27 protein-coding genes, 3 tRNA genes and 2 pseudogenes are annotated in these 25423 nt (G+C 47.9%); 15 read left to right on the top strand and 17 right to left on the bottom strand.

Annotated elements, in window-relative coordinates; genetic code table 11:
- Positions 1-14 precede the first annotated feature (14 nt).
- From ACTHTG_RS06465 to htpX, 4 genes are all read left to right on the top strand, one after another.
- Entirely contained in the window at positions 15-1538 is a 1524-nt protein-coding gene (locus tag ACTHTG_RS06465; protein ID WP_004520295.1) for a phospholipase D family protein, read from the top strand.
- Positions 1539-1581: 43 nt separating this feature from the next.
- Positions 1582-2115: a C40 family peptidase gene (locus ACTHTG_RS06460; RefSeq protein WP_004520294.1), complete on the top strand. Its 534-nt coding sequence runs from the start codon at positions 1582-1584 to the stop codon at positions 2113-2115.
- A 128-nt stretch (positions 2116-2243) separates the two neighbouring features.
- On the top strand, positions 2244-3152 hold the full coding sequence (gene hemF / locus ACTHTG_RS06455) for an oxygen-dependent coproporphyrinogen oxidase (RefSeq protein ID WP_004520293.1): 909 nt from the start codon (positions 2244-2246) through the stop codon (positions 3150-3152).
- A gap of 189 nt (positions 3153-3341) precedes the next feature.
- On the top strand, positions 3342-4181 hold the full coding sequence (gene htpX, locus ACTHTG_RS06450) for a protease HtpX (RefSeq protein ID WP_004520292.1): 840 nt from the start codon (positions 3342-3344) through the stop codon (positions 4179-4181).
- A 48-nt stretch (positions 4182-4229) separates the two neighbouring features.
- On the opposite strand, the gene hpnC is transcribed toward htpX, so the two are convergent.
- The 3 genes from hpnC to miaA are packed head-to-tail and all read right to left on the bottom strand — an operon-like array spanning position 4230 to position 6767.
- Complete coding sequence (gene hpnC, locus ACTHTG_RS06445; RefSeq protein ID WP_004519881.1) at positions 4230-5045, bottom strand: squalene synthase HpnC; 816 nt, start codon at positions 5043-5045, stop codon at positions 4230-4232.
- Positions 5046-5099: 54 nt separating this feature from the next.
- Positions 5100-5822, bottom strand: a complete 723-nt coding sequence (tadA, locus tag ACTHTG_RS06440) for a tRNA adenosine(34) deaminase TadA (RefSeq protein WP_004519882.1) — start codon at positions 5820-5822, stop codon at positions 5100-5102.
- Between the two features lie 3 nt (positions 5823-5825).
- Positions 5826-6767, bottom strand: a complete 942-nt coding sequence (gene miaA, locus ACTHTG_RS06435; protein WP_004519883.1) for a tRNA (adenosine(37)-N6)-dimethylallyltransferase MiaA — start codon at positions 6765-6767, stop codon at positions 5826-5828.
- 217 nt (positions 6768-6984) lie between these two features.
- On the opposite strand from miaA, the gene bioB reads away from it, so the two are divergent.
- Positions 6985-8037: a biotin synthase BioB gene (gene bioB, locus ACTHTG_RS06430; protein ID WP_004519884.1), complete on the top strand. Its 1053-nt coding sequence runs from the start codon at positions 6985-6987 to the stop codon at positions 8035-8037.
- Between the two features lie 49 nt (positions 8038-8086).
- On the opposite strand, the gene ACTHTG_RS06425 is transcribed toward bioB, so the two are convergent.
- The 5 genes from ACTHTG_RS06425 to ACTHTG_RS06405 all read right to left on the bottom strand — a co-directional run bounded on the left by ACTHTG_RS06425 (position 8087) and on the right by ACTHTG_RS06405 (position 12632).
- Positions 8087-9094 carry an adenosine deaminase gene (locus ACTHTG_RS06425; protein ID WP_004519885.1) on the bottom strand — a complete coding sequence of 336 codons (1008 nt, stop codon included), beginning with the start codon at positions 9092-9094 and terminating at the stop codon, positions 8087-8089.
- A 77-nt stretch (positions 9095-9171) separates the two neighbouring features.
- Entirely contained in the window at positions 9172-9951 is a 780-nt protein-coding gene (locus ACTHTG_RS06420; RefSeq protein WP_308538470.1) for a ferredoxin--NADP reductase, read from the bottom strand.
- A gap of 98 nt (positions 9952-10049) precedes the next feature.
- Positions 10050-10505: an META domain-containing protein gene (locus ACTHTG_RS06415; protein ID WP_039862177.1), complete on the bottom strand. Its 456-nt coding sequence runs from the start codon at positions 10503-10505 to the stop codon at positions 10050-10052.
- A gap of 33 nt (positions 10506-10538) precedes the next feature.
- Positions 10539-11408: a hypothetical protein gene (locus ACTHTG_RS06410; RefSeq protein WP_141744538.1), complete on the bottom strand. Its 870-nt coding sequence runs from the start codon at positions 11406-11408 to the stop codon at positions 10539-10541.
- Positions 11409-11474: 66 nt separating this feature from the next.
- Positions 11475-12632 (bottom strand): trans-sulfuration enzyme family protein, encoded by a 1158-nt coding sequence (locus ACTHTG_RS06405; protein ID WP_039862178.1) that lies wholly within the window; start codon positions 12630-12632, stop codon positions 11475-11477.
- A 178-nt stretch (positions 12633-12810) separates the two neighbouring features.
- Here ACTHTG_RS06405 and folE2 point away from each other — a divergent pair, with 178 nt between their 5' ends.
- Together folE2 and dsbD are read left to right on the top strand one after the other, a co-directional pair.
- Positions 12811-13584, top strand: coding sequence for a GTP cyclohydrolase FolE2 (gene folE2, locus ACTHTG_RS06400; protein WP_004519889.1), 774 nt, complete (start codon positions 12811-12813; stop codon positions 13582-13584).
- 218 nt (positions 13585-13802) lie between these two features.
- The gene (dsbD, locus tag ACTHTG_RS06395; RefSeq protein ID WP_308538471.1) at positions 13803-15608 is read left to right on the top strand and encodes a protein-disulfide reductase DsbD; all 1806 of its coding nucleotides are present in this window, start codon (positions 13803-13805) and stop codon (positions 15606-15608) included.
- A 61-nt stretch (positions 15609-15669) separates the two neighbouring features.
- On the opposite strand, the gene ACTHTG_RS06390 is transcribed toward dsbD, so the two are convergent.
- Entirely contained in the window at positions 15670-16842 is a 1173-nt protein-coding gene (locus ACTHTG_RS06390) for an alpha-hydroxy acid oxidase (RefSeq protein ID WP_283121284.1), read from the bottom strand.
- Between the two features lie 359 nt (positions 16843-17201).
- Between ACTHTG_RS06390 and iscR the strand changes: the two genes are divergently transcribed.
- The 7 genes and pseudogenes from iscR (at position 17202) to iscA (ending at position 21042) form a co-directional block, all read left to right on the top strand.
- Positions 17202-17648, top strand: coding sequence for a Fe-S cluster assembly transcriptional regulator IscR (iscR, locus tag ACTHTG_RS06385; RefSeq protein WP_003746476.1), 447 nt, complete (start codon positions 17202-17204; stop codon positions 17646-17648).
- 51 nt (positions 17649-17699) lie between these two features.
- Positions 17700-18914 carry an IscS subfamily cysteine desulfurase gene (locus ACTHTG_RS06380; RefSeq protein WP_308538472.1) on the top strand — a complete coding sequence of 405 codons (1215 nt, stop codon included), beginning with the start codon at positions 17700-17702 and terminating at the stop codon, positions 18912-18914.
- 76 nt (positions 18915-18990) lie between these two features.
- The gene (locus tag ACTHTG_RS06375; RefSeq protein ID WP_308538473.1) at positions 18991-19599 is read left to right on the top strand and encodes a hypothetical protein; all 609 of its coding nucleotides are present in this window, start codon (positions 18991-18993) and stop codon (positions 19597-19599) included.
- A 116-nt stretch (positions 19600-19715) separates the two neighbouring features.
- Positions 19716-19844 carry a hypothetical protein gene (locus ACTHTG_RS06370; protein WP_003712319.1) on the top strand — a complete coding sequence of 43 codons (129 nt, stop codon included), beginning with the start codon at positions 19716-19718 and terminating at the stop codon, positions 19842-19844.
- Positions 19845-19912: 68 nt separating this feature from the next.
- Complete coding sequence (gene iscU / locus ACTHTG_RS06365; protein WP_049335285.1) at positions 19913-20299, top strand: Fe-S cluster assembly scaffold IscU; 387 nt, start codon at positions 19913-19915, stop codon at positions 20297-20299.
- Between the two features lie 107 nt (positions 20300-20406).
- Positions 20407-20651 (top strand): annotated as a pseudogene (locus ACTHTG_RS06360) (recombinase RecA).
- 70 nt (positions 20652-20721) lie between these two features.
- A complete protein-coding gene (iscA, locus tag ACTHTG_RS06355) occupies positions 20722-21042 on the top strand; it encodes an iron-sulfur cluster assembly protein IscA (RefSeq protein WP_003685774.1) in 321 nt (106 codons plus the stop codon).
- Here the strand turns inward: iscA and ACTHTG_RS06350 are convergent.
- A pseudogene (locus ACTHTG_RS06350) lies at positions 21002-21224 on the bottom strand (alternative ribosome-rescue factor A). The gene iscA and the pseudogene ACTHTG_RS06350 sit on opposite strands and share 41 nt — an antisense overlap.
- Before the next feature lie 79 nt (positions 21225-21303).
- Here ACTHTG_RS06350 and hscB point away from each other — a divergent pair.
- Complete coding sequence (gene hscB / locus ACTHTG_RS06345) at positions 21304-21804, top strand: Fe-S protein assembly co-chaperone HscB (RefSeq protein ID WP_004519901.1); 501 nt, start codon at positions 21304-21306, stop codon at positions 21802-21804.
- A 111-nt stretch (positions 21805-21915) separates the two neighbouring features.
- On the opposite strand, the gene ACTHTG_RS06340 is transcribed toward hscB, so the two are convergent.
- From ACTHTG_RS06340 to lolB, 7 genes are all read right to left on the bottom strand, one after another.
- Entirely contained in the window at positions 21916-22488 is a 573-nt protein-coding gene (locus tag ACTHTG_RS06340; RefSeq protein WP_004519902.1) for a 50S ribosomal protein L25/general stress protein Ctc, read from the bottom strand.
- A gap of 65 nt (positions 22489-22553) precedes the next feature.
- Positions 22554-23537, bottom strand: a complete 984-nt coding sequence (locus ACTHTG_RS06335; RefSeq protein ID WP_100066646.1) for a ribose-phosphate pyrophosphokinase — start codon at positions 23535-23537, stop codon at positions 22554-22556.
- A gap of 176 nt (positions 23538-23713) precedes the next feature.
- A tRNA-Gln gene (locus tag ACTHTG_RS06330) sits at positions 23714-23789 on the bottom strand.
- 11 nt (positions 23790-23800) lie between these two features.
- A tRNA-Gln gene (locus tag ACTHTG_RS06325) sits at positions 23801-23876 on the bottom strand.
- 10 nt (positions 23877-23886) lie between these two features.
- A tRNA-Gln gene (locus ACTHTG_RS06320) sits at positions 23887-23962 on the bottom strand.
- Between the two features lie 5 nt (positions 23963-23967).
- A complete protein-coding gene (gene ispE / locus ACTHTG_RS06315; RefSeq protein WP_039862210.1) occupies positions 23968-24816 on the bottom strand; it encodes a 4-(cytidine 5'-diphospho)-2-C-methyl-D-erythritol kinase in 849 nt (282 codons plus the stop codon).
- An 8-nt stretch (positions 24817-24824) separates the two neighbouring features.
- On the bottom strand, positions 24825-25409 hold the full coding sequence (gene lolB, locus ACTHTG_RS06310) for a lipoprotein insertase outer membrane protein LolB (protein WP_004519905.1): 585 nt from the start codon (positions 25407-25409) through the stop codon (positions 24825-24827).
- Positions 25410-25423: the final 14 nt, after the last annotated feature.

Here is a 25423-nt window from a genome sequence, read left to right as displayed (position 1 = left end):
TGTACCGGTTTCCCATGAAATTTCATCTTCCTCTTCTTTATACCCTGCTATTGGGCGGTTGCGCCGCGTTTTTGCCATCATTGGACGAACGCACCCAAAGCAGTTATCTTGACATCCCTTCAACGCCGCGACTGGACAGCGCCTTAGGTATTCCTTCTACCCCCTCCAAGGCCGATATTTCCCATATCTATCTGCTGAACGATGCCCATGAAGCCTTTGTTGCCCGAGCAGCCTTAATTGAAGCCGCCGACCATACTCTTGATTTGCAGTACTATATCTGGCACAACGACATCTCCGGCAAGCTTTTGTTCAACCTGATTCATCGCGCGGCCGAACGCGGCGTCCGTGTGCGTTTGCTTCTGGACGACAACAACACCAACGGCATGGATGATCTCCTGCTGGCACTCGACAATCATCCCAATATCGAAGTCCGTCTGTTTAATCCCTTCATTTTCAGAAAATGGCGTGCGCTCGGCTACGTTGCCGACTTTCCGCGACTTAACCGCCGAATGCACAACAAATCCTTTACCGCCGACAACCGTGCCACCATTTTGGGCGGACGCAATATCGGCGACGAATATTTTAAGGTTAACGACGATACCATCTTTGCCGACCTCGATATCCTCGCAACAGGACGCGTAGTAACAGAAGTGTCCCAAGACTTCGACCGCTACTGGGCAAGCCATTCCGCCTACAATGCAAGTAGCATAATCAAACGGGGAAACCTGCAAAAAGGACTAGCCGAACTTAATTACACCGACCAAGATAAAAACCAAACGCTCATCCGCTACCGTCAAAGCATTGAACACTCCAACCTCTATCAAAAAATACAGAGCAACCTTATGGAGTGGCAAAGTGTCAGCACACGCCTGATCAGCGATGACCCGGCCAAAGGCTTAGACCGTGACCGGCATAAACCGCCTATTTCCGAACGCCTACAAGACGCCCTCAAGCAACCTGAAAAAAGCGTTTACCTTGTCTCACCCTATTTTGTGCCCACAAAATCGGGCGTTAAAGCCATAGAAAAGCTGATTCACAACGGCGTGGACGTTACCGTTTTGACCAATTCGCTCCAAGCAACCGACGTTGCCGCCGTCCATTCCGGCTACGTCAAATACCGCAAGCCCTTGCTTAAAGCTGGGGTCAAACTCTATGAGCTCCAGCCCAACCACGCCGTTCCGACCTCCAAAGACCGCGGCTTGACCGGTAGCTCCGCCACCAGCTTGCACGCCAAAACATTCATCGTGGACGAGAAACGCATTTTCATCGGCTCATTCAACCTCGACCCACGTTCCGCACGCCTCAATACCGAAATGGGTGTCGTCATCGAAAGTCCCCAAATCGCAGGCCAAATGCAGCGCACCCTCGTTACGACCACCCCAAACTACGCCTATCAGGTAACGCTTGGCAATTACAATAAACTATACTGGTATGACCCAAGTGAAAAACGAACTTACGCACAAGAACCAGAAGCCAAATTCTGGAAACGGGTTACTTCAAAAATCCTGTCCATCCTGCCCATAGAAGGATTATTATAGAGACCGTCTGAAAACATAAATCATGCGACCGGAGAAATTCACCATGTCTCGACTCATCTGCAAAACCCTATTTGTTTGTACCACCAGCCTATTGTTGGCCTCCTGCGGCACCACCAGCAAACACAAATCCCACAAGCCGCAAATAACCGCCAGAAAAGTCCAACCTGTCCGCATTTCCCATATTGACCGCACACAAGGTTCGCAGGAATTGATGCTTCACAGCATGGGCCTGATCGGCACGCCCTACAAATGGGGCGGCAGTACCACAGCCACAGGCTTTGACTGCAGCGGCATGATCCAATTCGTCTATAAAAACGCCCTCAATGTCAATCTGCCACGCACCGCACGCGATATGGCCGCAGCCAGCCGTAAAATTTCCGATGACAAATTAAAAGCCGGCGATCTTGTCTTTTTCAATACCGGCGGCGCACACAAATATTCCCATGTCGGCCTCTACATCGGCAACGGCGAATTCATCCACGCCCCCAGCAGCGGCAAAACCATCAAAACCGAAAAACTTTCCACCCCGTTCTACGCCAAAAACTATTTGGGCGCACATACCTTTTTTACTGAATAAATCAAGGCCGTCTGAAAGGTATCGCCACATCATCGATACCTTTCAATCTATTGCTGATGAGTCAAGCTTGATTACAAGATAAGCCCTGCAAAAATTTACCCATAACAAAACACCATCAAGGAAATATCATGCACACAGAATCCGTTCTAACCCTCCTCAAAACCCTGCAAAACCAAATCTGCGCCGCGCTGGAGCAAGAAGATGGCGAAGCCAAATTTGTGCATGAAGCGTGGACGGGGAAACTGGGTATCGGCGAAACCCGCGTATTGAAAAACGGCGCAGTATTCGAGCAGGCCGGTGTAAATTTTTCGCATGTAAAGGGAACCAAAATGCCGGCTTCTGCCACTGCCCATCGTCCTGAATTGGCAGGCGCGGCGTTTGAAGCCATGGGCGTGTCGCTGGTCATTCATCCGAAAAATCCTTATGTCCCGACCAGCCATGCCAATGTGCGCTTTTTTATTGCCTATCCTGAAAATGCCGAGCCGGTTTGGTGGTTTGGCGGCGGCTTTGATTTGACGCCGTTTTATCCTTTTGAAGAAGATATCGTGCATTGGCACACAGTGGTGCGAGACGTATGCACGCCATTTGGCGAATCGGTTTATTCTGAATTCAAACAATGGTGTGACGAATATTTCTACTTGAAACACCGTAACGAAACACGCGGCGTGGGCGGCCTGTTTTTTGACGATTTAAACCGTTGGGATTTCGATACCTGCCTGAATTTTATCAAGGCGGTTGGGGAAGGCTATATCGCAGCGTATCTGCCGATTGTGGCCAAACGTAAAAACACGCCTTATGGAGAACGTGAACGAGATTTCCAACTCTACCGTCGCGGACGCTATGTCGAGTTTAACTTGGTTTGGGACAGAGGCACGCTGTTCGGCCTGCAAAGCGGCGGCCGTACGGAAAGCATTTTGATGTCCATGCCGCCTTTGGTACGCTTCGAGTATCAATATGTGCCGGAAGAAGGTTCACCCGAAGCACGCCTCAATCAATTCCTTATACCGCGCAACTGGCTGGAAGAAGCCGGCAGATAGTTTTACCTATAAGAGGCCGTCTGAAAAGCGATTCTCACTGGTTGAGACTACCTTTTCAGACGGCCTTTGCTTCAATTGCTTTGAATTTGCATACCTTTGCCTATCATGCTGTTTCATCTCTATAGAGTTTTTGAGACAATGCGCCCATATAAAAATCACCTCACAAACCACACTAAAAAGGAATAATCGGTGAAACGCATTTTCTTATTTATCGCAACCAATATCGCAGTTCTGGTTGTCATCCGTATTATTTTGGCCATCTTGGGCATCAACAGTACCGACCAAGTCGGCAGCCTGTTGGCTTATTCCGCAGTCGTCGGCTTCAGCGGCTCGATTGTCTCTTTGCTGATGTCGAAAACCATTGCCAAACATTCGGTCGGCGCCGTCGTCATCGACCAGCCCCAAAGCGAAGAAGAAGCTTGGCTGTTGGCAACTGTTGAAGCGCAAGCCCGCCAATGGAATCTGAAAACGCCCGAAGTAGCCATTTACGACTCCCCAGAGCCTAATGCCTTTGCAACCGGCGCGACCAAAAACAGCTCGCTCATCGCTGTCAGCACCGGCCTGCTCGACCACATGACCCGCGATGAAGTCGAAGCCGTTTTGGCGCATGAAATGGCACACGTCGGCAACGGCGATATGGTAACGCTGACACTGATTCAAGGTATTGTGAATACTTTTGTTGTCTTCTTGGCGCGTATTGTTTCCAGCATGGTGGCGCGCAACAATGACGGCAGTACGTCGCAAGGTACATATTTCATGGTCAGCATGGTATTGCAGATCGTATTCGGCTTCCTCGCCAGCATCATTGTGATGTGGTTCAGCCGCCAACGCGAATACCGCGCCGATGCGGGCGCTGCAAAACTGGTGGGCGCGCCGAAAATGATTGCCGCCCTGCAACGCTTAAAAGGCAGCACCAGCGATCTGCCGCAAACCATGACCGCAATGGGCATTGCCAGCGAAGCCAAAGATTCTTGGTTCAGCACCCATCCTTCTTTGGACAACCGCATCAACCGTTTGAAAAACCGCTAATCGAAAACATCAAGGCCGTCTGAAACATCAATTTCAGACGGCCTTTTTTTATTTCTTCATCAAAGCCCGTTTGATGATAATCATCCAGTCTTTCTTATCCAACAGCGGCCGCTGGTTAAACACGTCATATTTGCAACCGTCCAGTTTCTGCAAAATCAACTGGCCGCCGACAATAATCATGCGCAACTCAAAACCGATTCGTCCTTTGAGGGTTTTGCCCAACGGCGAACCGGCCTTCAGTATTTGAAAGGCACGTTGACACTCGTGTGCCATCAGTCGTTGAAAAGCAAAGTCGGCTTTGCCGGCCGCAATCTGTTCTTCGCTGACTTTGAACTTCTGCAAATCTTCCTGAGGGATGTACACGCGCCCTTTCTGCCAATCTGCCGCCACGTCCTGCCAGAAATTAATCAGCTGCAAGGCAGTGCAAATGCCGTCGCTTTGCGCTATGCTCACTTCATCGGTTTGCCCGTACAAATGCAACATAATGCGCCCCACCGGATTGGCGGACAAACGGCAATAGGCAATCAATTCGCCAAAATTTTCATAACGGTTTTTGACCACATCCTGACTGAACGCCGCCAACAAATCGTAAAACAGCTGCAACGGTAATTGAAACGGCTCAATCGCTTCGTTGTACAAACGCTGCATCAAAGCTGTTTGCGATTTCCCACCTTGTGTAATGCGGTCTAACTCTGCCTTCAGTTCGTCCAGTTGGCGCAGGCGTTCGACTGCTTCGGCATTGCCTTCGTCGGCAATATCGTCCGCCGTCCGCGCAAAAGCGTAAACGGCGTGAACCGGCTTGCGCAAACGGCGCGGCAGCACAATAGAGCCGACTGGGAAGTTTTCGTAATGATTGACTGACATGGGGAAATCCGAAAATTTAAAATAAAGTGTTTTTGCTGACAGGCCGTCTGAAATTCAGACGGCCTTACGTTTGGCCGCAAAGAAATCCTGCAATACGCTTTGGCATTCTTCTGCCAATATGCCGCCCAAAATTGCGGTATGCTTGTTCAGACGTTTGTCGGCAAACAAATCGACCACGCTGCCTGCCGCACCGGTTTTAGCTTCAGCCGCACCATAAATCACACGCCCGACCCGCGCCTGTATCAAGGCAGATGCGCACATGGAGCAAGGCTCTAAGGTAATGTACACGTCGCAGTCTTCCAAACGGTAGTTTTGCAAGGTCTTACCTGCGGCGGCAAGCGCGTTGATTTCGGCATGATGGCTGACATTGTGGTCGCCAATGCAGGTATTGTGTGTCGCTGCGATTGCCTCGCCTTGATATACGATGACCGCGCCAACCGGCACTTCGCCCAATACCGCCGATTGTTTGGCCTGTTCTATCGCCAACCGCATAAAGGTTTCCATATCGCTTTGCGAAGGGAAAACGGCAACAGGCGGATGTTTTTTCAAATCCTCGCACAGCTCCGTCTTTCTCTCCTCGGAAATACGCCGGGCATCCACACCTGAAACCAACGCAGCCAGTTGCCATAAGGTGCTTTTGGTTACGGTCAAACCCGACGCTTTCAGCAATAGAAATGCGTGGACTGCGCCGATTTCCTGTAAATCTTCCAGCGTACAAATACCCAATTCTTTTAGCGCGGTCAATGCTTTAGGGGCAAGTGGTGGCGTAGTCAGCATGGATTATTCCTGAAAATGCTGACGCGCCAAGGCTAAGGCCGTTTGAACATAATCGCTGTCTGCGTAAGGATCTAACGTGTGCGCCAAAGGAATTTTCCGCAACCAGGTCAACTGGCGTTTGGCAAGCTGGCGCGTGGCGATAATGCCTTTTTCGACAAAGGTGTCATAATCGGTTTCGCCTTCGAGATAATCCCAAGCCTGACGGTAGCCCACGCAGCGCATAGACGGCATATCGGCATGCAGTTGCGGATAATCGCGGCGTAAGGCGTGTATTTCATCTAGGAAACCGTGCTCCAGCATACTTAAAAAGCGTTTTTCGATTTGCTGGTGTAACAAATGGCGGTCTTCGGGGATAAGGGCAACCGTGCATAAATCCAATAAAGACGCAGCCTGCTTCTGCTCTGTGAAATGTTCGCTCAAAGGCCTGCCGGTCAGAAGATAGACTTCCAAAGCGCGCTCAATACGCTGGCTGTCATTGGCTTTCAGACGGCCTGCCGTTATCGGGTCAACTTCCTGCAAACGGCGATACAGGCCTGCCAAACCGTGTTCTTTTTTTTCCGCCTGAAGCTGTGCGCGCACCGCCGCATCCGCGCCGGGCAAATCGTTCAAACCTTCCGTCAGCGCATGGAAATACATCATCGTGCCGCCGACAATCAGCGGATAGCGACCGCGCGCATGTATTTCGTTCACCAAGCGCACGCAGTCGCCGACAAAATCCGCCGCGCTGTAACTTTCCAGCGGCGAGATAATATCAATCAAATGATGCGGTACGGCAACAAGCTCTTCGGCAGTCGGCTTGGCCGTACCGATGTCCATGCCGCAATACACCAGCGCGGAATCCAAACTGATGATTTCTACCGGCAACGATCGGGCAATATTTAAGGCCAGTGCGGTTTTACCGCCGGCGGTCGGGCCGAGTACGGCGAAGGCTTTGGGCGCGTTCATAAGAAAACGGAAAAATTAAAAATGCGATTATAGCAAACCCGGGCAAACCATATTTCAGGCCGTCTGAAACATTTGCTCTACATTATCAAAAGCGTTACACTTGCTGCGCCGTTTCAGACGACCTTTTATATTGATTTCAAACCTGCTGCTGCCGTCATTGCGCCGGCAGTCAAGCCGTCAGCGACACTGCGTCGCTGTAAACACGAAAGAACACACTATGACCGTATCTCCCGTAGCCTTGCGCCGTCAAACCGAGCGCAAGCCGCATCCGACTGCGCGTTATTGGAAAAAATGCGATGTCGAGGCTTTATTCGGACTGCCTTTCCTCGACCTCGTTTTCCAAGCCGCCGAAATCCACCGCCAAAACTTCAACCCGCGCGAAATCCAACTTTCCACCCTGCTCTCCATCAAAACCGGCGGCTGCCCCGAAGACTGCGCCTATTGTCCGCAATCGGCACACCACAACACCAATCTGGGCAAAGAGCAGATGATGGATGTGGACGAAATCGTCGAAAAAGCCAAAATTGCCCAATCGCGCGGCGCCAGCCGTTTCTGCATGGGCGCGGCATGGCGCGGCCCCAAACCCAAAGACGTGGCTGTCGTTTCCGAAATCATCAGCGCGGTGAAAGGCTTGGGCATGGAAGTGTGCGGCACCTTCGGCATGCTCGAAGACGGCATGGCGGAAGACTTCAAAAAAGCCGGTTTGGACTACTACAACCACAACCTCGACACCGACCCCGAACGCTACAACGACATCATCCACACCCGCAAACACGAAGACCGCATGGATACTTTGGGCAAAGTTCGCAATGCCGGTTTGAAAGTCTGCTGCGGCGGCATCGTCGGCATGAACGAAACCCGCGCCGAACGCGCAGGCCTGATTGCCAGCCTTGCCAACCTCGATCCGCAACCCGAAAGCGTGCCGATTAACCAGTTGGTCAAAGTGGAAGGCACGCCGCTGGCCGATGCCGAAGATTTGGACTGGACGGAATTTGTCCGCACCATCGCCGTCGCGCGCATTACCATGCCGCACAGTTACGTCCGCCTGTCCGCTGGCCGCAGCAATATGCCGGAATCCATGCAGGCCATGTGTTTCATGGCTGGCGCAAACTCAATTTTCTACGGCGACAAGCTGCTGACTACGGGCAATCCGGACGAAGACGGCGACCGCCTGCTGATGGAAAAATTGAATTTGTATCCGCTGCGCTTTGAATTGGAAGAAGAATACAAAGCCGCTCAGGAAACGCCTAAAATCAAAGTCGACTATTAACCGCCATCATAAAAGGCCGTCTGAAACTTTTTCAGACGGCCTTTTATCGTTATTCAACATTAAAACTTTCAATCTTCCGTACCCATTCTTCCTTTTCCGCCTCGCTCAAAAACGAAGCGCGGAACGAATTCGCGCACAAGGTTTTGATTTCTTCCGCACTCAAATCCAAAGCCTCGGCAAGCGCTTCAAAATTGCGGTTCATATAGCCGCCGAAATACGCCGGATCATCGGAATTGACGGTTACCAACACGCCGCGTTGCAACATACGGCGCAAATTGTGTTTTGCCATTTCAGGGAACACTTTTAATTTCAAATTGCTCAACGGGCAAACGGTCAATGGCATTTGTTCTTTAATCAAACGCGCCATCAACGCCTCATCTTCTTCCGCCCGTACGCCATGATCGATACGGCGGATATGCAGCAAGTCCAAAGCCTCATAAACATATTCCGGCGGGCCTTCTTCTCCGGCATGTGCCACCGTCAACAAACCCTCCGCCCGCGCCTGCGCAAACACGCGCTCGAACTTGGACGGCGGATGCCCCTGCTCGCTCGAATCCAAGCCTACGCCAATGATGTGTTCCTTATAAGGCAAAGCCTGATTTAAGGTTTCAAATGCGCTTTCTTCCGACAAATGACGCAGGAAACACATAATCAAACGCGTGCTTATTCCCCATTGCTGTCCGGCTTCATGACAGGCGCGGACAATGCCGTTAATCACGGTTTCAAACGCCACACCCCGCGCAATATGGGTTTGCGGATCGAAAAATATTTCCGTATGCACGACATTGTCTTCACGGCAACGCTCAAGATACGCGCGGGTCAAATCGTAAAAATCCGCCTCGTGCAACAATACGCCGGCACCGGCATAATAAATATCCAAAAACGACTGCAGATTGTGAAAATCATAAGCCTGCCGTACCGCATCGACATTTTCATAAGGAATTGCTATATGGTTGCGCTTGGCGATTTCAAACATCAGCCCCGGCTCAAACGTCCCTTCGATATGAACGTGCAACTCGGCTTTGGGCAGGGCTTGGATAAATTGTTTGATATTCATATTTTCTCTGATTTTCTGTTTATATTTAATATTGAAGGCCGTCTGAAACTTTCAGACGGCCTTTGACCATTTATCTGTTAAAAACCATTTTCCATCATGATTTCGCCGGGGATGCGGTTGCGGTGCATAGCGTAGCCCAAATCCATCAAGGCTTGGAAAGTGTCTTTGACCATTGCCGGATTGCCACAGACCATAAAGCGCGTATCGGCCTTGGTGAACTTGAAGCCGACTTTTTCTTCCAAGCCGCCATTCTTCAGCAATTCGGGAATCCGTTTGCCACTCAATGCGCCTTCCGTTTCCTCACGCGTGGTGACTGGCACCAAAGTGAATTTATGGAAATATTCTTCAATCAGCGGATGCTCTTTCAAATCGGCAAGGCGCTGGTTGAAAATCAACTCGTCGGCGTAAGAGACGGAATGCGCCAAAACCAAACGGTCGAAACGCTGCCAAATTTCAGGCTGCTCAATAATAGAGAGGAAAGGCGCAATGCCTGAACCCGTGCAGAGCATAACCAAATCTTTGCCGTCGGGGAAACGCTCGGGCAAGAGGAAACCGGTAGCCGTTTTATCCAGCAAAATAGTATCGCCCTCTTTCATCGCAGCAAAACGCGCCGACATCGGGCCGCCTTCGATTAATACTGCGAAATACTCAAGCGTATCGGCGTATTCGGCAGACACGACAGAATACGCGCGCCAAATAAAGCCCTCGCCGTCACGGAAACCAAGGCGCGAAAACTGCCCTGCCGAAAAACGGTAGGACTCAGGGCGGCTGATGGCAAAAGTCATCAGCTTGGGCGTATAGTGTTTGATCCACAAGACTTTTTCTTCTGTAAACTTGGCTTCTGGAGAAGCTGCCATAATAGGTTTCCTTGATATTCGGTATCAGTTTCAAATAGGGCTTATTATAAAGATTCAAAAGGCCGTCTGAAATATTTATTTTCAGACGGCCTTTAAGATTATTCACGGCGCAAACGGATATTGATGCCTTTTTGTTCCAAAATCAAATCGTTACCATCAAAACGATAGTTCCACACGCTTTGTTTACGCAAAAACGCATCTTCCAGCTTCATGTCTTCACACAGCATCATACTTACCGCAATATGGCCAAAATCAATTTTGTCCGCTCCGATTACATTCGCTTGAAACATCATACCGTTGCAACCCATATTGCCATAAGCCTTAGGCATTTTGCTGAAATCCAAATAGGCGTTTTTATCTGCCAATTCTTTTTCAGTGAATTTATTGAAAGCGACAACACGCCATTTAGCGGCTAAAGTAGGCATTTTCATTTGCTTTGATTCAGATGATTTGCTAGAAGAAATATGTGGCTGACTTGATAAAGGCTTATCGGCAGGCGTAGAACAAGCAACCAATACAAATGCACCAATCATTGCTGAAATAAGGGTTTTCATGACTCATCCTTTTTTAGAAATCTTCTTTATCGTCTAACTGTACACCAAACGGACAACGGCTTTTTTACTATCCGCATCAAAAAATAGGTACAACTCATCGCAACCATATTCCTGAAATTTATATCCGCTCAAATAGCCGACATAAGAAAAAACTTTTCCATCATCTCGTTTGGGTGTATCCACTAAATTACCGTACTCTTCTTGGAACATTCCATCAATATGGTTAAAACCTTCTTCCAACATACCCTCTGATAATCCGCCGGCATCCTCAATCAAATCTCTATCCAACCCGTCATCCTGACATTGTGAATCTGCAGCTTCCTTCAATGCAACCAATTCTTCCAAAGTATATTTACTGTCCAGCTCAATGGGTACATATCCCTGAAGGAATTTTCCATATTTCAGATACAAATTTTTGATGGCATTAAAACAAAGATGATTGATTCTATATACGTTTTCTAATTCTTCCTGCGTATCCTGCCGATAAATATGCGGCGTTTTATACCAAGCTGCCTGATCAAAACTCATACCCTGTTTTTCCGCAATCTTTTGCGCCTGTTCCATTATTCTGGTTTTAATTTCAGACGGCATTTCCTTGTTTTCCAAAATAAAAAAATGCCAATCGCCATTAAATCGATATTTACCGTTCTCATCGACATCAAAACAAATACTGTCCTCAAAATTATAGCGGTCATGAAATGCCGATGTATGCTCACCTACGCAACCCGAATGAATTTCCGCAGGCTGGACGAAATGTATCCAAAACTCTTCACTATCAGGACGTATAAATTGAAGATTAAGCGAACAAATGGGTAAAAAATGTTTCGCGTGTCGCTCTATCTCTTCAGAAAAAACTTCTTCCGGAGAGGGGAATGGACGAATAAATTTTTCAGGGATATTCATCTTAATCACCATAATTTAAAGGCCGTCTGAAAAACTATCCACCTTCAGACGGCCTTTAAGCCTTATTTACAAAGTCGTATCCAATGCTTTGGAAATATCGTTCCAAATATCGTCCACATCTTCGATACCGACAGAGAAACGCAGCAGGCCGACTTTGATGCCCATTTCCATTTTCACATCATGCGGCACGCCGCTGTGGGATTGGGAATAGCAATGGTTGACCAAACTTTCCACTCCGCCAAGGCTAGAAGCCATTTTGACCAGTTTCATGTTTTTAATCACACTATTGGCCGCTTCACGCGTGTCGTTTTTGAGGTAAACCGTAACCACGCCACCGATGCCTTTGGGCATTTGTGCTTGGGCGAGTTCGTAATGTTCGTGAGACGGCAGGCCGGGATAGAACACTTTTTCAATGGCAGGATGGGCTTCCAAACGGCGCGCGATTTCGAGTGCGTTTTGGCAATGGGCGTTCATGCGTAGAGCCAGTGTTTTAATACCGCGCAACACCAGCCAACAATCCATCGGACCTGCAATCGCGCCGGTATGCACCATCATGTCGTGCAAAGGCTGCGCCAGCTCTTTGGTTTTGGCAACGACTACGCCCATCAGTACGTCCGAATGGCCGCACAAATATTTGGTAGCGGAATGGAACACAAAATCACAGCCCATATCCAACGGCTGTTGCAGATACGGCGTGGCAAAGGTGTTGTCGATGCCGACCAGCGCACCGGCTGCTTTGGCTTTCGCGGCAAGCGCTTTGATGTCCACCAAGCGCAAAAGCGGATTGGACGGCGTTTCCAGCCAAACCAGTTTGACATTGTGCGCTTTAAGCAGCTCGTCCAGATTATCCGGATTGCCCAAATCGGCAAAAACAACGTTCACACCCCATTTTTGATAAACATCGACCAATAAATCATAAGCGCCGCCGTAAATATCGGCGACTGCGACAATGGTATCGCCCGGGCGCAGGAAAGTACGCCATACGGCATCAATCCCCGCCATACCGCTGGAAAACGCAAAGCCGGCCACACCGTGCTCCAAATCGGCAACGGTATCTTCCAAGACCTGTCGGGTCGGGTTGCTCAGGCGCGAGTAGCGGTAAGGCACATTTTCGCCAATCTCGTGCAACGCGAACATACTGTTTTGATAAATCGGCGGCATCAGCGCACGGTTGTGTTCGTCGCAATCGTAGCTGGAATGGATGGCTTTCGTGGCGAATTTCATTGGGTCTCTGCCTATATAGATGTGAATAATTGAAGATTTTATCACTATCTGAAAAATAGAAACAATCAATGCAGGCGGATAAAGCAAGTGATATAATCTCGCATTTGCAAATCGGCCGACACGAGCCGACTCCCTCCACACGCATCTCAACAATCCTATCATGAAGGACATACCACGCATGAACGCCATTGCAGACGTGCAATCCAGCCGCGATTTACGCAACCTGCCGATTAATCAGGTCGGCATCAAAGACCTGCGCTTTCCAATCTCCCTCAAAAGCAAAGAAGGCGAACAATCCACCGTCGCCCGCCTGACCATGACGGTTTTCCTACCTGCCGACCAAAAAGGCACGCATATGTCGCGCTTTGTCGCCCTGATGGAAAAACAAACCGATGCTTTGGATTTCGATACGCTGCACAAGCTGACCGCCGATATGGTTGCCCTGTTGGATTCCCATTCCGGCAAAATCAGCGTTACCTTCCCGTTTTTCCGCAAGAAAAGTGCGCCCGTCTCCGGCATCCAATCGCTGCTCGACTATGATGTTACCCTGACCGGCGAAATCAAAAACGGTACATACAGCCACAGCCTGAAAGTGATGGTTCCGGTTACTTCCTTGTGTCCGTGTTCCAAAGAAATTTCCCAATACGGCGCGCACAACCAACGTTCGCATGTGACGGTCAGTCTTATTGCAAACGCGGATGTAGGCATTGAAGAAATCATCGATTACGTCGAAGCACAGGCAAGCTGCCAGCTCTACGGTTTGCTCAAACGCCCTGACGAGAAGTATGTAACGGAAAAAGCATACGAAAATCCGAAGTTTGTCGAAGACATGGTTCGTGATGTGGCCACGGTGTTAATTGCAGACAAACGCATCGAATCATTCGTCGTCGAAAGCGAAAACTTCGAATCGATACACAACCATTCCGCTTACGCTTATATCGCTTATCCTTAAAAGCCGAGCAGAATAAAAACAAAGGCCGTCTGAACATTTCAGACGGCCTTTGGCATAGATTGAACGATAACATGAGACTATCGGTCATATATGGGCAACTCTATTTCGATATAATTCAAAAGCATTAGATTTCTCTCGCAATATTTAACATAAATTAAGCCGATTGTTTTTTCCATCATTTATAATGACGGTTCCTCAACGGCAACTCCGTAGATACTATGAAAAAATTCCTTTATTTCCTCATTGCATTTTTAGGCTTGAGCAGCTTCGCATTCGCAGTAGATGCCAATGATTTACTGCCTCCAGAGCAAGCCTTTGTACCTCAAGTCAATGTAACCGACCAAGGCATCAGCGTGCAGTTCAAAATCGCCGACGGCTACTATATGTACCAGTCCAAAATCGTTGCAGCGACCAATCCTGACAAAATCCTAGGCGAACCCAAATTCAGCAAAGGCGAAGAAAAAGAAGACGAATTCTTCGGCAAACAAACGGTTTACCACCATACCGCACAGGTTGACCTGCCTTACAAACAAGCCGCACCGCAATACAAACTGACGCTGACTTATCAAGGCTGTGCCGAAGCCGGTGTATGTTATCCGCCTGTGGACACCGAGTTTGACGTAAAAGGCAACGGGGTTTATCAGCCGCAAAGCGATGAGCCGGTTTCTGCCAAAGACCGCTTTTTACAACCGTCCGCCTCTTCAGACGGCCAAATGCCAACGCAACCCAGTACAAACAATCCCGACAGCAGCCGCTTCAAGCTCTCTTGGGATACTTTAAACGCCAACCTGTTGGCGTTTTTTGTCGCAGGTTTAGGCTTAAGCTTTACCGCCTGTATGTATCCGCTCCTGCCGATTGTTTCCAGCATTGTCGTGGGCGATAAAAAAGCCGGCAAAGGCCGCGCGTTCACCTTGTCTATGGTGTATGTACAAGGTTTAGCATTGACCTATACCTTGGTCGGCGTGATTGCCGGCTTGACCGGCGCGCTGCTGACCGTATGGCTGCAACAGCCTTGGGTCGTACTTGCCGCCGCCGCGTTGATGGTGGTACTGGCAATGTCCATGTTCGGCCTCTTCAACATCCAACTGCCCAACTCCGTCCAATCCTATTTCCAAAACCAAAGCAACAAACTCTCCGGCGGCAAAATCATTTCCGTCTTCATCATGGGTATTTTGTCCGCGCTGATTGTCGGCCCTTGCGTTGCACCTCCGCTGGCATTTGCTTTGGGCTATATCGGCCAGACCGGCGATGCCGTCTTGGGCGGACTTGCGCTTTATGTTTTGGCACTCGGCACCGGCGTGCCGCTCATCATCATCGGCACATTCGGCGGCCATATCCTGCCTAAAGCAGGCGACTGGATGAACGGCATCAAATACGCATTCGGCTTCATCTTGCTGGCCGTTGCCGTATACCTTGCCACACCGCATCTGCCTTATTTCGCAGTAGTCGGTCTCTACACCTTGCTGATGATTGTTCCCGCCCTGATGCTTTTGGCGAAATCCGGCAAACAAAAAGGCCGTCTGAAAACGGTTGCCGCCGTATTGGGCTTTTTACTGCTGATTGGCGGCTCATGGTTTGGCTGGCAAAGCTTCAATAAACAAACCACCGCCCTCCACCACTTCTTAACGCTGGTTCCGCCATCCGAAGCCGGCCAAGAAACCGACCACGGTAAGATGTTTACCGATGTCGGAGAACTCAAAGCCGCTATGGATGCCGCCTTGAAAGCCGATCCTAGCAAACCCGTGCTGATTGATTTCTACGCCGACTGGTGCGTATCCTGCAAAGAAATGGCCGCCTACACGCTCAACCAACCGCAGGTACACGAAGCAGTCGATATGCAGCGCTTCTTCCAAATCGACGTAACTGCCAATACTCCCGACCATCAGGCCTTACTGAAAGAATACGGCCTCTTCGGCCCTCCGGGCGTGTTTGTTGTCCGCGCCGACGGCAGTCATAGCGAACCCTTATTAGGCTTTGTCAAACCCGATGCATTCATTGAATGGTATCGCAAAAACGAGAAATAGCCGTCTATAAAAAGGCCGTCTGAAAACAGATTTTCAGACGGCCTTTTCTTATGTTTAAAAATTAAAATTCATCTTGAGCCCAACGCGTAGAACGCAAAATGCTGGAATCCACATCTTGAATATTGCGATGACCGGTAAACGCCATAGAAATATCCATTTCTTTATACAGGATTTCCAGCGCACGGGTTACGCCTTCTTCACCATACGCACCCAAACCATACAGGAACGCCCGGCCTATCATCGTACCTTTCGCACCCAAAGCCCAAGCCTTCAAAATATCCTGACCGCTGCGGATACCGCTGTCCATCCAAACCTCGATGTCGCTACCCACTGCGCTGACCACATCAGGCAAAGCTTTAATGGCAGACACGGTATCGTCAAGCTGACGGCCGCCATGATTGGAAACGACCAATGCGTCCGCGCCACTTTTCGCTGCCTTTTCCGCGTCTTCAGGTTCCATAATGCCTTTAATAATCAACTTGCCGCCCCACAAATCCTTAATACGCGCTACATCGTCCCAGCTCAGACGCGGGTCGAATTGTTCGGAAGTCCATGAAGACAGCGAAGACAAATCACCCACGTTTTTCGCATGACCGACAATATTGCGGAAGGTGCGGCGTTCCGTGTTCAGCATTTTCATGCACCATTCCGGTTTGGTCGCCAGATTGATTAAATTGGCGATGGTCGGTTTCGGCGGCGCAGACAAGCCGTTTTTAATGTCTTTGTGGCGCTGACCCAAAACCTGCAAATCGGCAGTCAATACCAAAGCCGAACAATTGGCATCTTTTGCACGCTTAATCAGGTTTTCCATAAACTCGCGGTCGCGCATCACATAAAGCTGAAACCAAAACGGCGAACTGGTGTTTTCAGCCACATCTTCAATCGAACAAATAGACATGGTCGACAGCGTAAACGGGATACCGAATTTCTCAGCAGCCCGCGCCGCCAAGATTTCCCCATCAGCGTGCGCCATACCCGTGAAACCTGTTGGCGCAATCGCCACCGGCATTTTCACATCCTGCCCAATCATTTTGGTTTCGAGACTGCGTCCCTCCATATTAACCAATACCTTTTGGCGGAAACGGATGTCTTTGAAATCCGAAGTGTTTTCACGATAAGTAGTTTCCGTCCAAGAGCCTGAGTCAATATAGTCATAAAACATACGCGGCATTTTACGTTTGGCAACAAGGCGCAAGTCTTCGATACAGGTTATTTTGCTTAAATCAGATTTCATTGTCGATTGCCTCTGTTAAGGTAAAGATGGATGGTCAAGGCCGTCTGAACATTTCAAACACCTCATTATTTTACTCCATCAAAACAACTAAATTTTAAGAATAATTTTGATAATCTATATCAGTATCAATATTAAATCAAAACATTTTAACCCTGGTATTTGTAGGGTTGATAGCCTTTTTTCAGACGGCCTTAAATCCAAATCACAGAAAAATAAAGAAAATATTTTCCGATTTAAAAATCAACCCATGCCACCATTTAAACAAACAATCAAACCGAACCGCCACATACTTGACTGAAACACTCAGATATTAGACAATTCCCCCACTAATAAAAACGCCCCACACAGGCAACCACACCATGAGACTGACTACCAAAGGGCGATTTGCAGTAACCGCCATGATAGATTTGGCGATGAACGCGCAAACCGGTGCTGTCAAACTCAGTGCCATCAGCGAACGACAAAGCATATCGCTCTCCTACCTCGAACAATTATTCAGCAAGCTGCGCCGTGCCGGATTGGTTGAAAGCCTACGCGGCCCAGGCGGAGGCTATATCCTTGCAGCTCCCGCCGAGCAAATCAATATTGCACAAATCATCTCCGCAGCCGAAGACCGACTTGATGCCACGCAGTGCGGCAGCAAAGCAAACTGCCACCACGGCGCCCCCTGTCTGACCCATGACCTTTGGGAAAACTTAAACAAAACCATCAATGATTACCTCAGCGGCGTTACGCTGCAAAGCATCATTGAACAAAAAAACTGCAGCGACAGCAGTCATGTCGTTACCTTTACACACATTCATTAAACCGACCTACGGCAAAGACCGCAGGCAGATGACCAAACGAAAGAGCAAACCATGACCGTCAAAACCCCAGTATACCTCGACTACGCCGCCACCACTCCCGTTGACCGCCGCGTTGCCGAAAAAATGATTCCCTACCTGTCCGATATTTTCGGCAACCCAGCCTCCAACAGCCATAGCTTCGGTTGGGAAGCAGAAGAAGCCGTAGAAAAAGCACGTGCAGACATTGCCGCCCTGATTAACTCCGACTCCAAAGAGATTGTTTTTACCAGCGGCGCAACCGAGTCCAACAACCTCGCCATCAAAGGCGCGGCCCACTTCTACAAATCCAAAGGCAACCACCTCATCACCGTAAAAACCGAGCACAAAGCCGTACTCGACACCATGCGCGAACTCGAACGCCAAGGTTACGAAGTAACTTATCTGGACGTACAAGAAAACGGCTTGGTTGATTTAGACGTACTGAAAGCCGCCATCCGCGAAGACACCATCCTCGTTTCCGTCATGTGGGTAAACAACGAAATCGGCGTGGTTCAAGATATTCCTGCCATCGGCGAAATCTGTCGCGAACGCAAAATCATTTTCCACGTTGACGCAGCACAAGCCTGCGGCAAAGTGCCTGTTGACGTTGAAGCTGCCAAAGTTGATTTGTTGTCTATGTCCGGCCACAAAGTATACGGCCCTAAAGGCATCGGCGCCCTGTATGTACGCCGTAAACCACGCGTCCGCCTCGAAGCCCAAATGCACGGCGGCGGCCACGAACGCGGTTTCCGCAGCGGCACCTTGCCGACCCATCAAATCGTCGGCATGGGCGAAGCCTTCCGCATCGCCAAAGAAGAATTGGCACAAGATACTGCACACTACCTGAAACTGCGCGATATCTTCCTCAAAGGTATCGAAGGCATTGAAGAAGTCTACATCAACGGCGACCTCGAACACCGCGCTCCAAACAACCTAAACGTCAGCTTTAACTTCGTCGAAGGCGAAAGCCTGATTATGGCGGTTAAAGAACTCGCCGTATCCAGCGGCTCCGCCTGTACTTCTGCAAGCCTTGAGCCAAGCTACGTTTTACGCGCACTCGGCCGCAACGACGAATTGGCACATTCATCCCTGCGCATCACCTTCGGTCGCATGACCACCGAAGAAGAAGTCCAATTCGCAGCAGAACTGATTAAATCTAAAATCGGCAAACTGCGCGAACTGTCCCCGCTGTGGGAAATGTTTAAAGAGGGTATCGATTTGAACTCGATTGAATGGGCGGCGCATTAATCAAGAGAAAAGGTCGTCTGAAAAATCCCCAAGGCCTTTACCTTTTCAGACGACCTCATCAAGAAAAATACTAAAAATGACGATAATAAAAAATAAAATACGCCACTTACTTTCTTGTCTGATTCTATGCTCGGTCCCGCTGGTTTCAGCACAGACACAACCTGATTGGTCAACTATATTCAAATCATTTGAAAATGGCTGCCAATTCGATAAACATTTGGAAAACCTGTTGGATCCATTTAGTGATGCAAGCTATGACTGGAACGATAAAGACTCTAAATATCAAAACCTGCGTTTGAATTATCCCAATAGAGTCAAGCTGCCAAAGGCTTACCGTGATCTTGCGCACCCTCCGATGACTTTGCACCGCGCGGAATTTAGTGAAGACGGAGAACAGTTCATTCTTGATCAAACCCGTTTGAAACTAAGCGGTACTTACTATGGCTTACCTGTGGTTCATATCAGCCAGACGTTCCAATTAGAAACCGCAGGTTACAGCTACACCCGTTTGTTGTTGGATGTACCTTTGGAACAGGCACGCAAGGTGTTAAAAGGAAAATACCGCCCTATTCGAAAATACAGTTTGATTTTAGAAGAATACGAAACCCTGCAAGCAAAACTAAAACCGATTAATGTTGATGGGAAAGCCCAAACAATTTTGGAATGTGCTTTTGTAGATGGTTAATAAAACAACTTTGCAATAAGCAATCAACCTGGACATTAAAAAAGGCCGTCTGAAACTCTAAAAAAGCCTTTTCAAACGACCTAAAAACCACCACATTCAAACCAAGGATGCAATCCATGAACGAACAAGAATTAGACCTCGACAATCTCGACAACCTGCTTGAAGATTTTGACGGCGTTACCGTAGAAGGCGGCGTTGATTCAGAGAATGATGACGGCTGCGAAGGCGGCGCGTGTAAAATCTAAACTTCAGGCCATCTGAATATTCGTAAACAAACCATTTACACCACTAAAAACACAAAGGAAACCACATCATGGCATACAGCGATAAAGTAATCGACCACTACGAAAACCCCCGCAACGTCGGTACTTTCGACAAAAACGACGAATCTGTCGGTACCGGCATGGTCGGTGCACCGGCCTGCGGTGACGTAATGCGTCTGCAAATCAAAGTAAACAATGAGGGTATTATCGAAGATGCAAAATTTAAAACTTACGGCTGCGGCTCTGCTATCGCTTCTTCCAGCCTGATTACCGAGTGGGTAAAAGGCAAAAGCTTGGATGACGCGCTGGCAATCAAAAACAGCGAAATCGCCGAAGAATTGGAGCTGCCGCCGGTAAAAATCCACTGCTCCATCTTGGCTGAAGATGCGGTAAAAGCAGCCGTTGCCGACTATCGCAAACGTCAGGAAAACAAATAACCTTGTTTGCCAGATACTTAGTTTGCAGACATTAATGTCTAAATCGGCTTGATAGGCCCAACTTGCCATATAAGTGCGCCAGTACCTGCAAAATCAAAGAAGACGATATGCCTTTTACCGATGAAGAAATCCAATCCCTACTTGCTGTCAAAGGAATAGGTAAAACCATATTGCAGCGTTTGCAGCAAATGGGATTGATGATATTGCCACTCTGGAGGTTGCGGATTTAGACGATATTTTGGAACAGGGCGCACAATTAACCGGCTCAACCTGTTGGAAAAATAGTCCGCAGGCCAAAGCTGCCATTACTGCCGCAATAGAGTGGGCAAAACAGCGTTTTCAGACGGCCTGATAGTTCAAGAGGCCATCTGAAATAAAAAAGCAGACAAAACAGAAAATGATTGCGAAATGAGGAAAAAAGCATGATTACCATCACAGAAAACGCAGCCAAACACATCAACAGCTACCTGACCAAACGCGGTAAAGGTTTGGGCGTGCGCTTGGGTGTGAAAACCAGCGGCTGCTCAGGCATGGCATACAACCTTGAATTTGTCGATGAAGTGAACGAGGATGACCTGATTTTTGAAGAACACGGCGCACGCGTTTATATCGATCCGAAAAGCTTGGTTTATCTAGACGGCACGCAAGTCGATTACACCAAAGAAGGATTACAGGAAGGTTTCAAATTTGAAAACCCAAACGTTAAAGATTCCTGCGGCTGTGGCGAGAGCTTCCACGTTTAAAATATCAAAAATGGCGAGAAAGTATCAAAACCATCCCGCCATTTTTTGGCTTCTTGCCTATTATAGCTACCCTTGCCTTTTCTTTTTCGTTCTACTTTGTGTCGGAACAAATCAGATTTGACTAAGGCTTTTAAGGCATTGTCTCGTATTTTGCCTTTATTGTGTTGCACCTTACCGGTCATATTGTTTTCCTTTCGTATAAACAGTTTCTGGATTATATCGTAAAATAATCCTCTTCTTTAGATTTTTTCCTTTGATATCATGTCTCAATACTTCAACCTCTTTCAGCTTGAGCCATCTTTCAATATTGATACCGAAGCACTCGAACAGATCTATCGAGCTTTAGCTGCCCGTTTTCATCCCGATAAATTTGCTTCTGCTTCAGCTTTTGAGCAGAAACAAGCCGTTATGATGTCTTCTACAATTAATGACGCCTACCGCACATTAAAAAGCCCTATTGATCGAGCCGCTTATCTCTTGAAAAGCCAAAATATCGATGCTGATGCACCTGAACACACTTCGTTTTCACCAGAATTCCTCATGCAGCAGATGGAATGGCGGGAAACATTGATGGATGCACAAATGGAACAAAACCATGATGCCATCCGAGCGCTGGATCAAGAAATCCAAGAAGTACAAAGCAACCTATATCAAGATTTACAACAAGCATTTGAACAACAGGATTATGAATCGGCCGCACAATGGGTACGGCATGGCCGCTTTCTTAATAAACTTCGCAATGAAATTGCTTCAATCTTATAAAGTACATATGCTGCTGCATTTGCCTAAGTTTTATTATGGCAAATGATTTTATATGTAAAACAAAAACCGTATCAGATTTATCTGATACGGTTTTCTTATATTAACTACCTATTAGCGTTTTTTACCAGTAACAGTAGCAACAGCCAGGTTTTCATTACGTTTCAGAGAAACACTTTCAACACCTTCTGGCAATTTGATGTCTGACAAGTGCAGAATGTCGCCAGCAACTACAGATGCACAATCCAACTCCAAGAAAGCAGGAATGTTTGCAGGCAAAGCAACTACTTCAACAGAAGTGTTCAACAGAGATACGCGGCCACCTTGCAATTTAACAGCTTGAGAGTTTTCAGCGTTAACAATGTGCAGAGGAACGCGGATGCGTACAGGTTGATCAGCTTTTACAGCTTGGAAGTCGATGTGTTGAACTTCGCGACGGAATGGGTGCATTTGGAAGTCACGCACGATAACGTCTTTAGTTTCACCGTTCAAAGACAGTTTAATCAAAGCAGTATGGAAAGATTCTTTTTCCAATGCGTAGAATACAGTTTTGTGGTCTACAGCGATAGCAACAGGCTCTTGACCTTCACCATACAGAATGCCAGGGATTTGGCCTTCGCGACGCAGGCGGCGGCTCGCACCAGTGCCTTGGGCTTCGCGAACAGAGGCTTGAATTTCGTAAGTCATGTTTAATACTCCAATTTAGATAAAATCGTCGTCATCGGCCGCGACCAGCTTAAGACGACATCGGGTTATGGCAGCAACATGCCGCCAATCATCACATCTTCATTGAAAAGATATGAGACGGATTCTTCATTGCTAATACGGCGTACCGTTTCAGCCAGCAAACCGGCAATGGTAACTTGACGGATGCGTTCACATTTTTTAGCTGCTTCAGACAACGGAATCGTATCTGTCACAACTACTTGGTCAATTTCGGAAGAAGCAATTCGATTCACTGCTTCACCGGAGAATACTGCATGGCTAGCGTATGCCAGTACACGTTCTGCACCGCGCTCTTTCAGGGCTACAGCCGCTTTACACAAGGTGTTTGCCGTATCGATCATATCATCTACGATCAAGCAAGTACGGCCTTGAATATCGCCAATGATATTCATCACTTCAGCCACGTTGGCTTTAGGACGGCGTTTATCGATAATGGCCAAATCAGCATTTAAAGATTTAGCAACAGCACGTGCACGTACAACACCACCGATATCAGGACTGACAACAGTCAGATTGTCGATACGTTGTTGTTTAATGTCGTTCAACAAAATCGGGGTAGCGTAAATATTATCTACCGGAATATCAAAGAAACCTTGAATTTGGTCGGCATGCAAGTCAACAGTCAATACGCGGTCGATACCTGCGGAGTACAACATATTCGCTACCAATTTAGCAGAAATCGGTACACGAACAGAGCGAGGACGACGATCTTGACGCGCATAGCCAAAGTAAGGAATCGCGGCAGTAATACGACCGGCAGAAGCACGTTTGAGTGCATCGGCCATAGTCAAAATTTCCATCAGGTTATCATTGGTTGGCGCGCAGGTAGGTTGCAAAATAAACACATCGCGACCACGCACATTTTCCAACAATTCAATGGCTACTTCGCCATCAGAGAATTTGGAAACGGTGGCTTCACCGAGTGAAATATCCAAATGTTTGACAACACGTTGTGCCAATTCCGGATTTGCATTACCGGTAAACACCATTAAACTGTCATAAGCAGCCATATCTTCACCTGATTCTAGATTTGATTTACGCTCAGAAAACATTACGCTTCCCTTTGCCCTATGTCTAAGACACTAATTATGCGATTATACGCGTAAAGACGGGTAAAAAAAAGTTTTTCAGCGTTATTGCGCTCTGAGCATAAAAAAGCGTGTAAGAAAACTTACACGCTTTTATTTGGCTGGGGAGGAAGGATTCGAACCTTCGCATGCTGGAATCAAAATCCAGTGTCTTAACCGCTTGACGACTCCCCAATAAAGGGTGTTGGCTGGGGAGGAAGGATTCGAACCTTCGCATGCTGGAATCAAAATCCAGTGTCTTAACCGCTTGACGACTCCCCAACAAAGGGTTTGGCTGGGGAGGAAGGATTCGAACCTTCGCATGCTGGAATCAAAATCCAGTGTCTTAACCGCTTGACGACTCCCCAACTTACTAAATCATATGAAACAGCGGATGAATATCTAACCCTTCCACACAATAAGCTTCATATGATTGAGAAACCTGTTGGTAAATTGTATTTGCTTCTTGATGAGATTCACTTGCTATAAACAAACAAGCCCCAGAACCGGTCATTAATGCATGACCATATTGGGATAACTCAACATAAGCCTTCCAAACTTCAGGATATTCCTGAAATACAACCGCCTGCATATCATTTTGAAACGGCTGTAACGATTGGAAAGTCGGCATTATGCTGGGTTTGGAATCCCGTGTCAAGCCTTCATGTGCAAAAATTTTAACTGTTGCCACATGGACGGGGGGCTTAACGATAACATACCATTGTTTAGGGACATCTATTTCAGCCAGCTTCTCACCCACACCTTTGGCAAAAGCACTTCTGCCAAAAATAAAAAAAGGAACATCTGCACCAAGACTTACGCCTAAATCAATCAGTTGCTGCCTACTCAAACCGCATTGCCACCATTGGTTTAAAACCATTAAAACCGTGGCTGCATCAGAGCTTCCGCCGCCCAATCCGCCTCCGGTTGGAATCACTTTATCCAACCAGATTTCGACACCGTGCGCTACGCTTGCATATGGCAGTAATAATTTAGCCGCCCGATAAGTTAAGTCTTGCTCAGGTTCAAGCCCTTCGACCGGCGTATGCAGAATAATCTGCCCATCAGTACGGATTTTCAGATGAACGGTATCATATAAGCCGATCAAACAGAAAATACTTTCCAAATTATGATAACCATCGCTCCTGCGGCCGGTAATCCTCAAATCCAAATTTAATTTAGCCGGCGCAGGAAAGGCTTGGATTTCCTCTGAAACAGACATGGCATCCTCTATTTGCGTGCTGCGCATCGGGTTTGTCCATTCTTATCCAAAGAGTGGTTTACCGTGTCAAACACCAAGCGGATATTAAACTTGGCATTTTCAAGTTGAAGCGTTTTGGGCTGTCCTGAACTATTTAAAGTGCGCGATATCGTCCAGTCAAACTGCTCCAGACGTCCATCAGGCAGGATTTTGTATGGCGCATTGGCAACGCGTTTACCATCTGCCCAAATATGCAAATATTGTACCGGCAAAGCAAAGCCCAAAAGCTGTCTGCTCAATTCCTCAGCAGTTTCCGCCTGATAAACCTTACCCTTACTGTCTACCGCCAATACACCTTCACTGTCTTGACACAGCTGGCCTACGGTATTGCCCAATGGGGTATTCACATCAATGGTTTGAACCGCGTTCTGATAAGTCCAATCGAAATTGGCATAAGAGCCTTTTCCTTCCACTTTGACAGCCAAACGACCGTCTGCGCTAAAATCCTGCACCTGCTCTGCTGCTTGCCAACTGTTTTGCTGAGGTAAGTTTGGCTGCGCACAGGCAGCTAAAAGCAATAAGGCTGCAACCGATGATAATCGTTTTAAATTCATGGATATTCCTTCAT

This window comes from Neisseria sp. P0017.S009 (assembly GCF_051957375.1).
Classification (GTDB): Bacteria; Pseudomonadota; Gammaproteobacteria; order Burkholderiales; family Neisseriaceae; genus Neisseria; species Neisseria perflava.
Note: the sequence above shows the minus strand (reverse complement) of the source record. Positions and strands in the feature narration are given on the sequence as shown.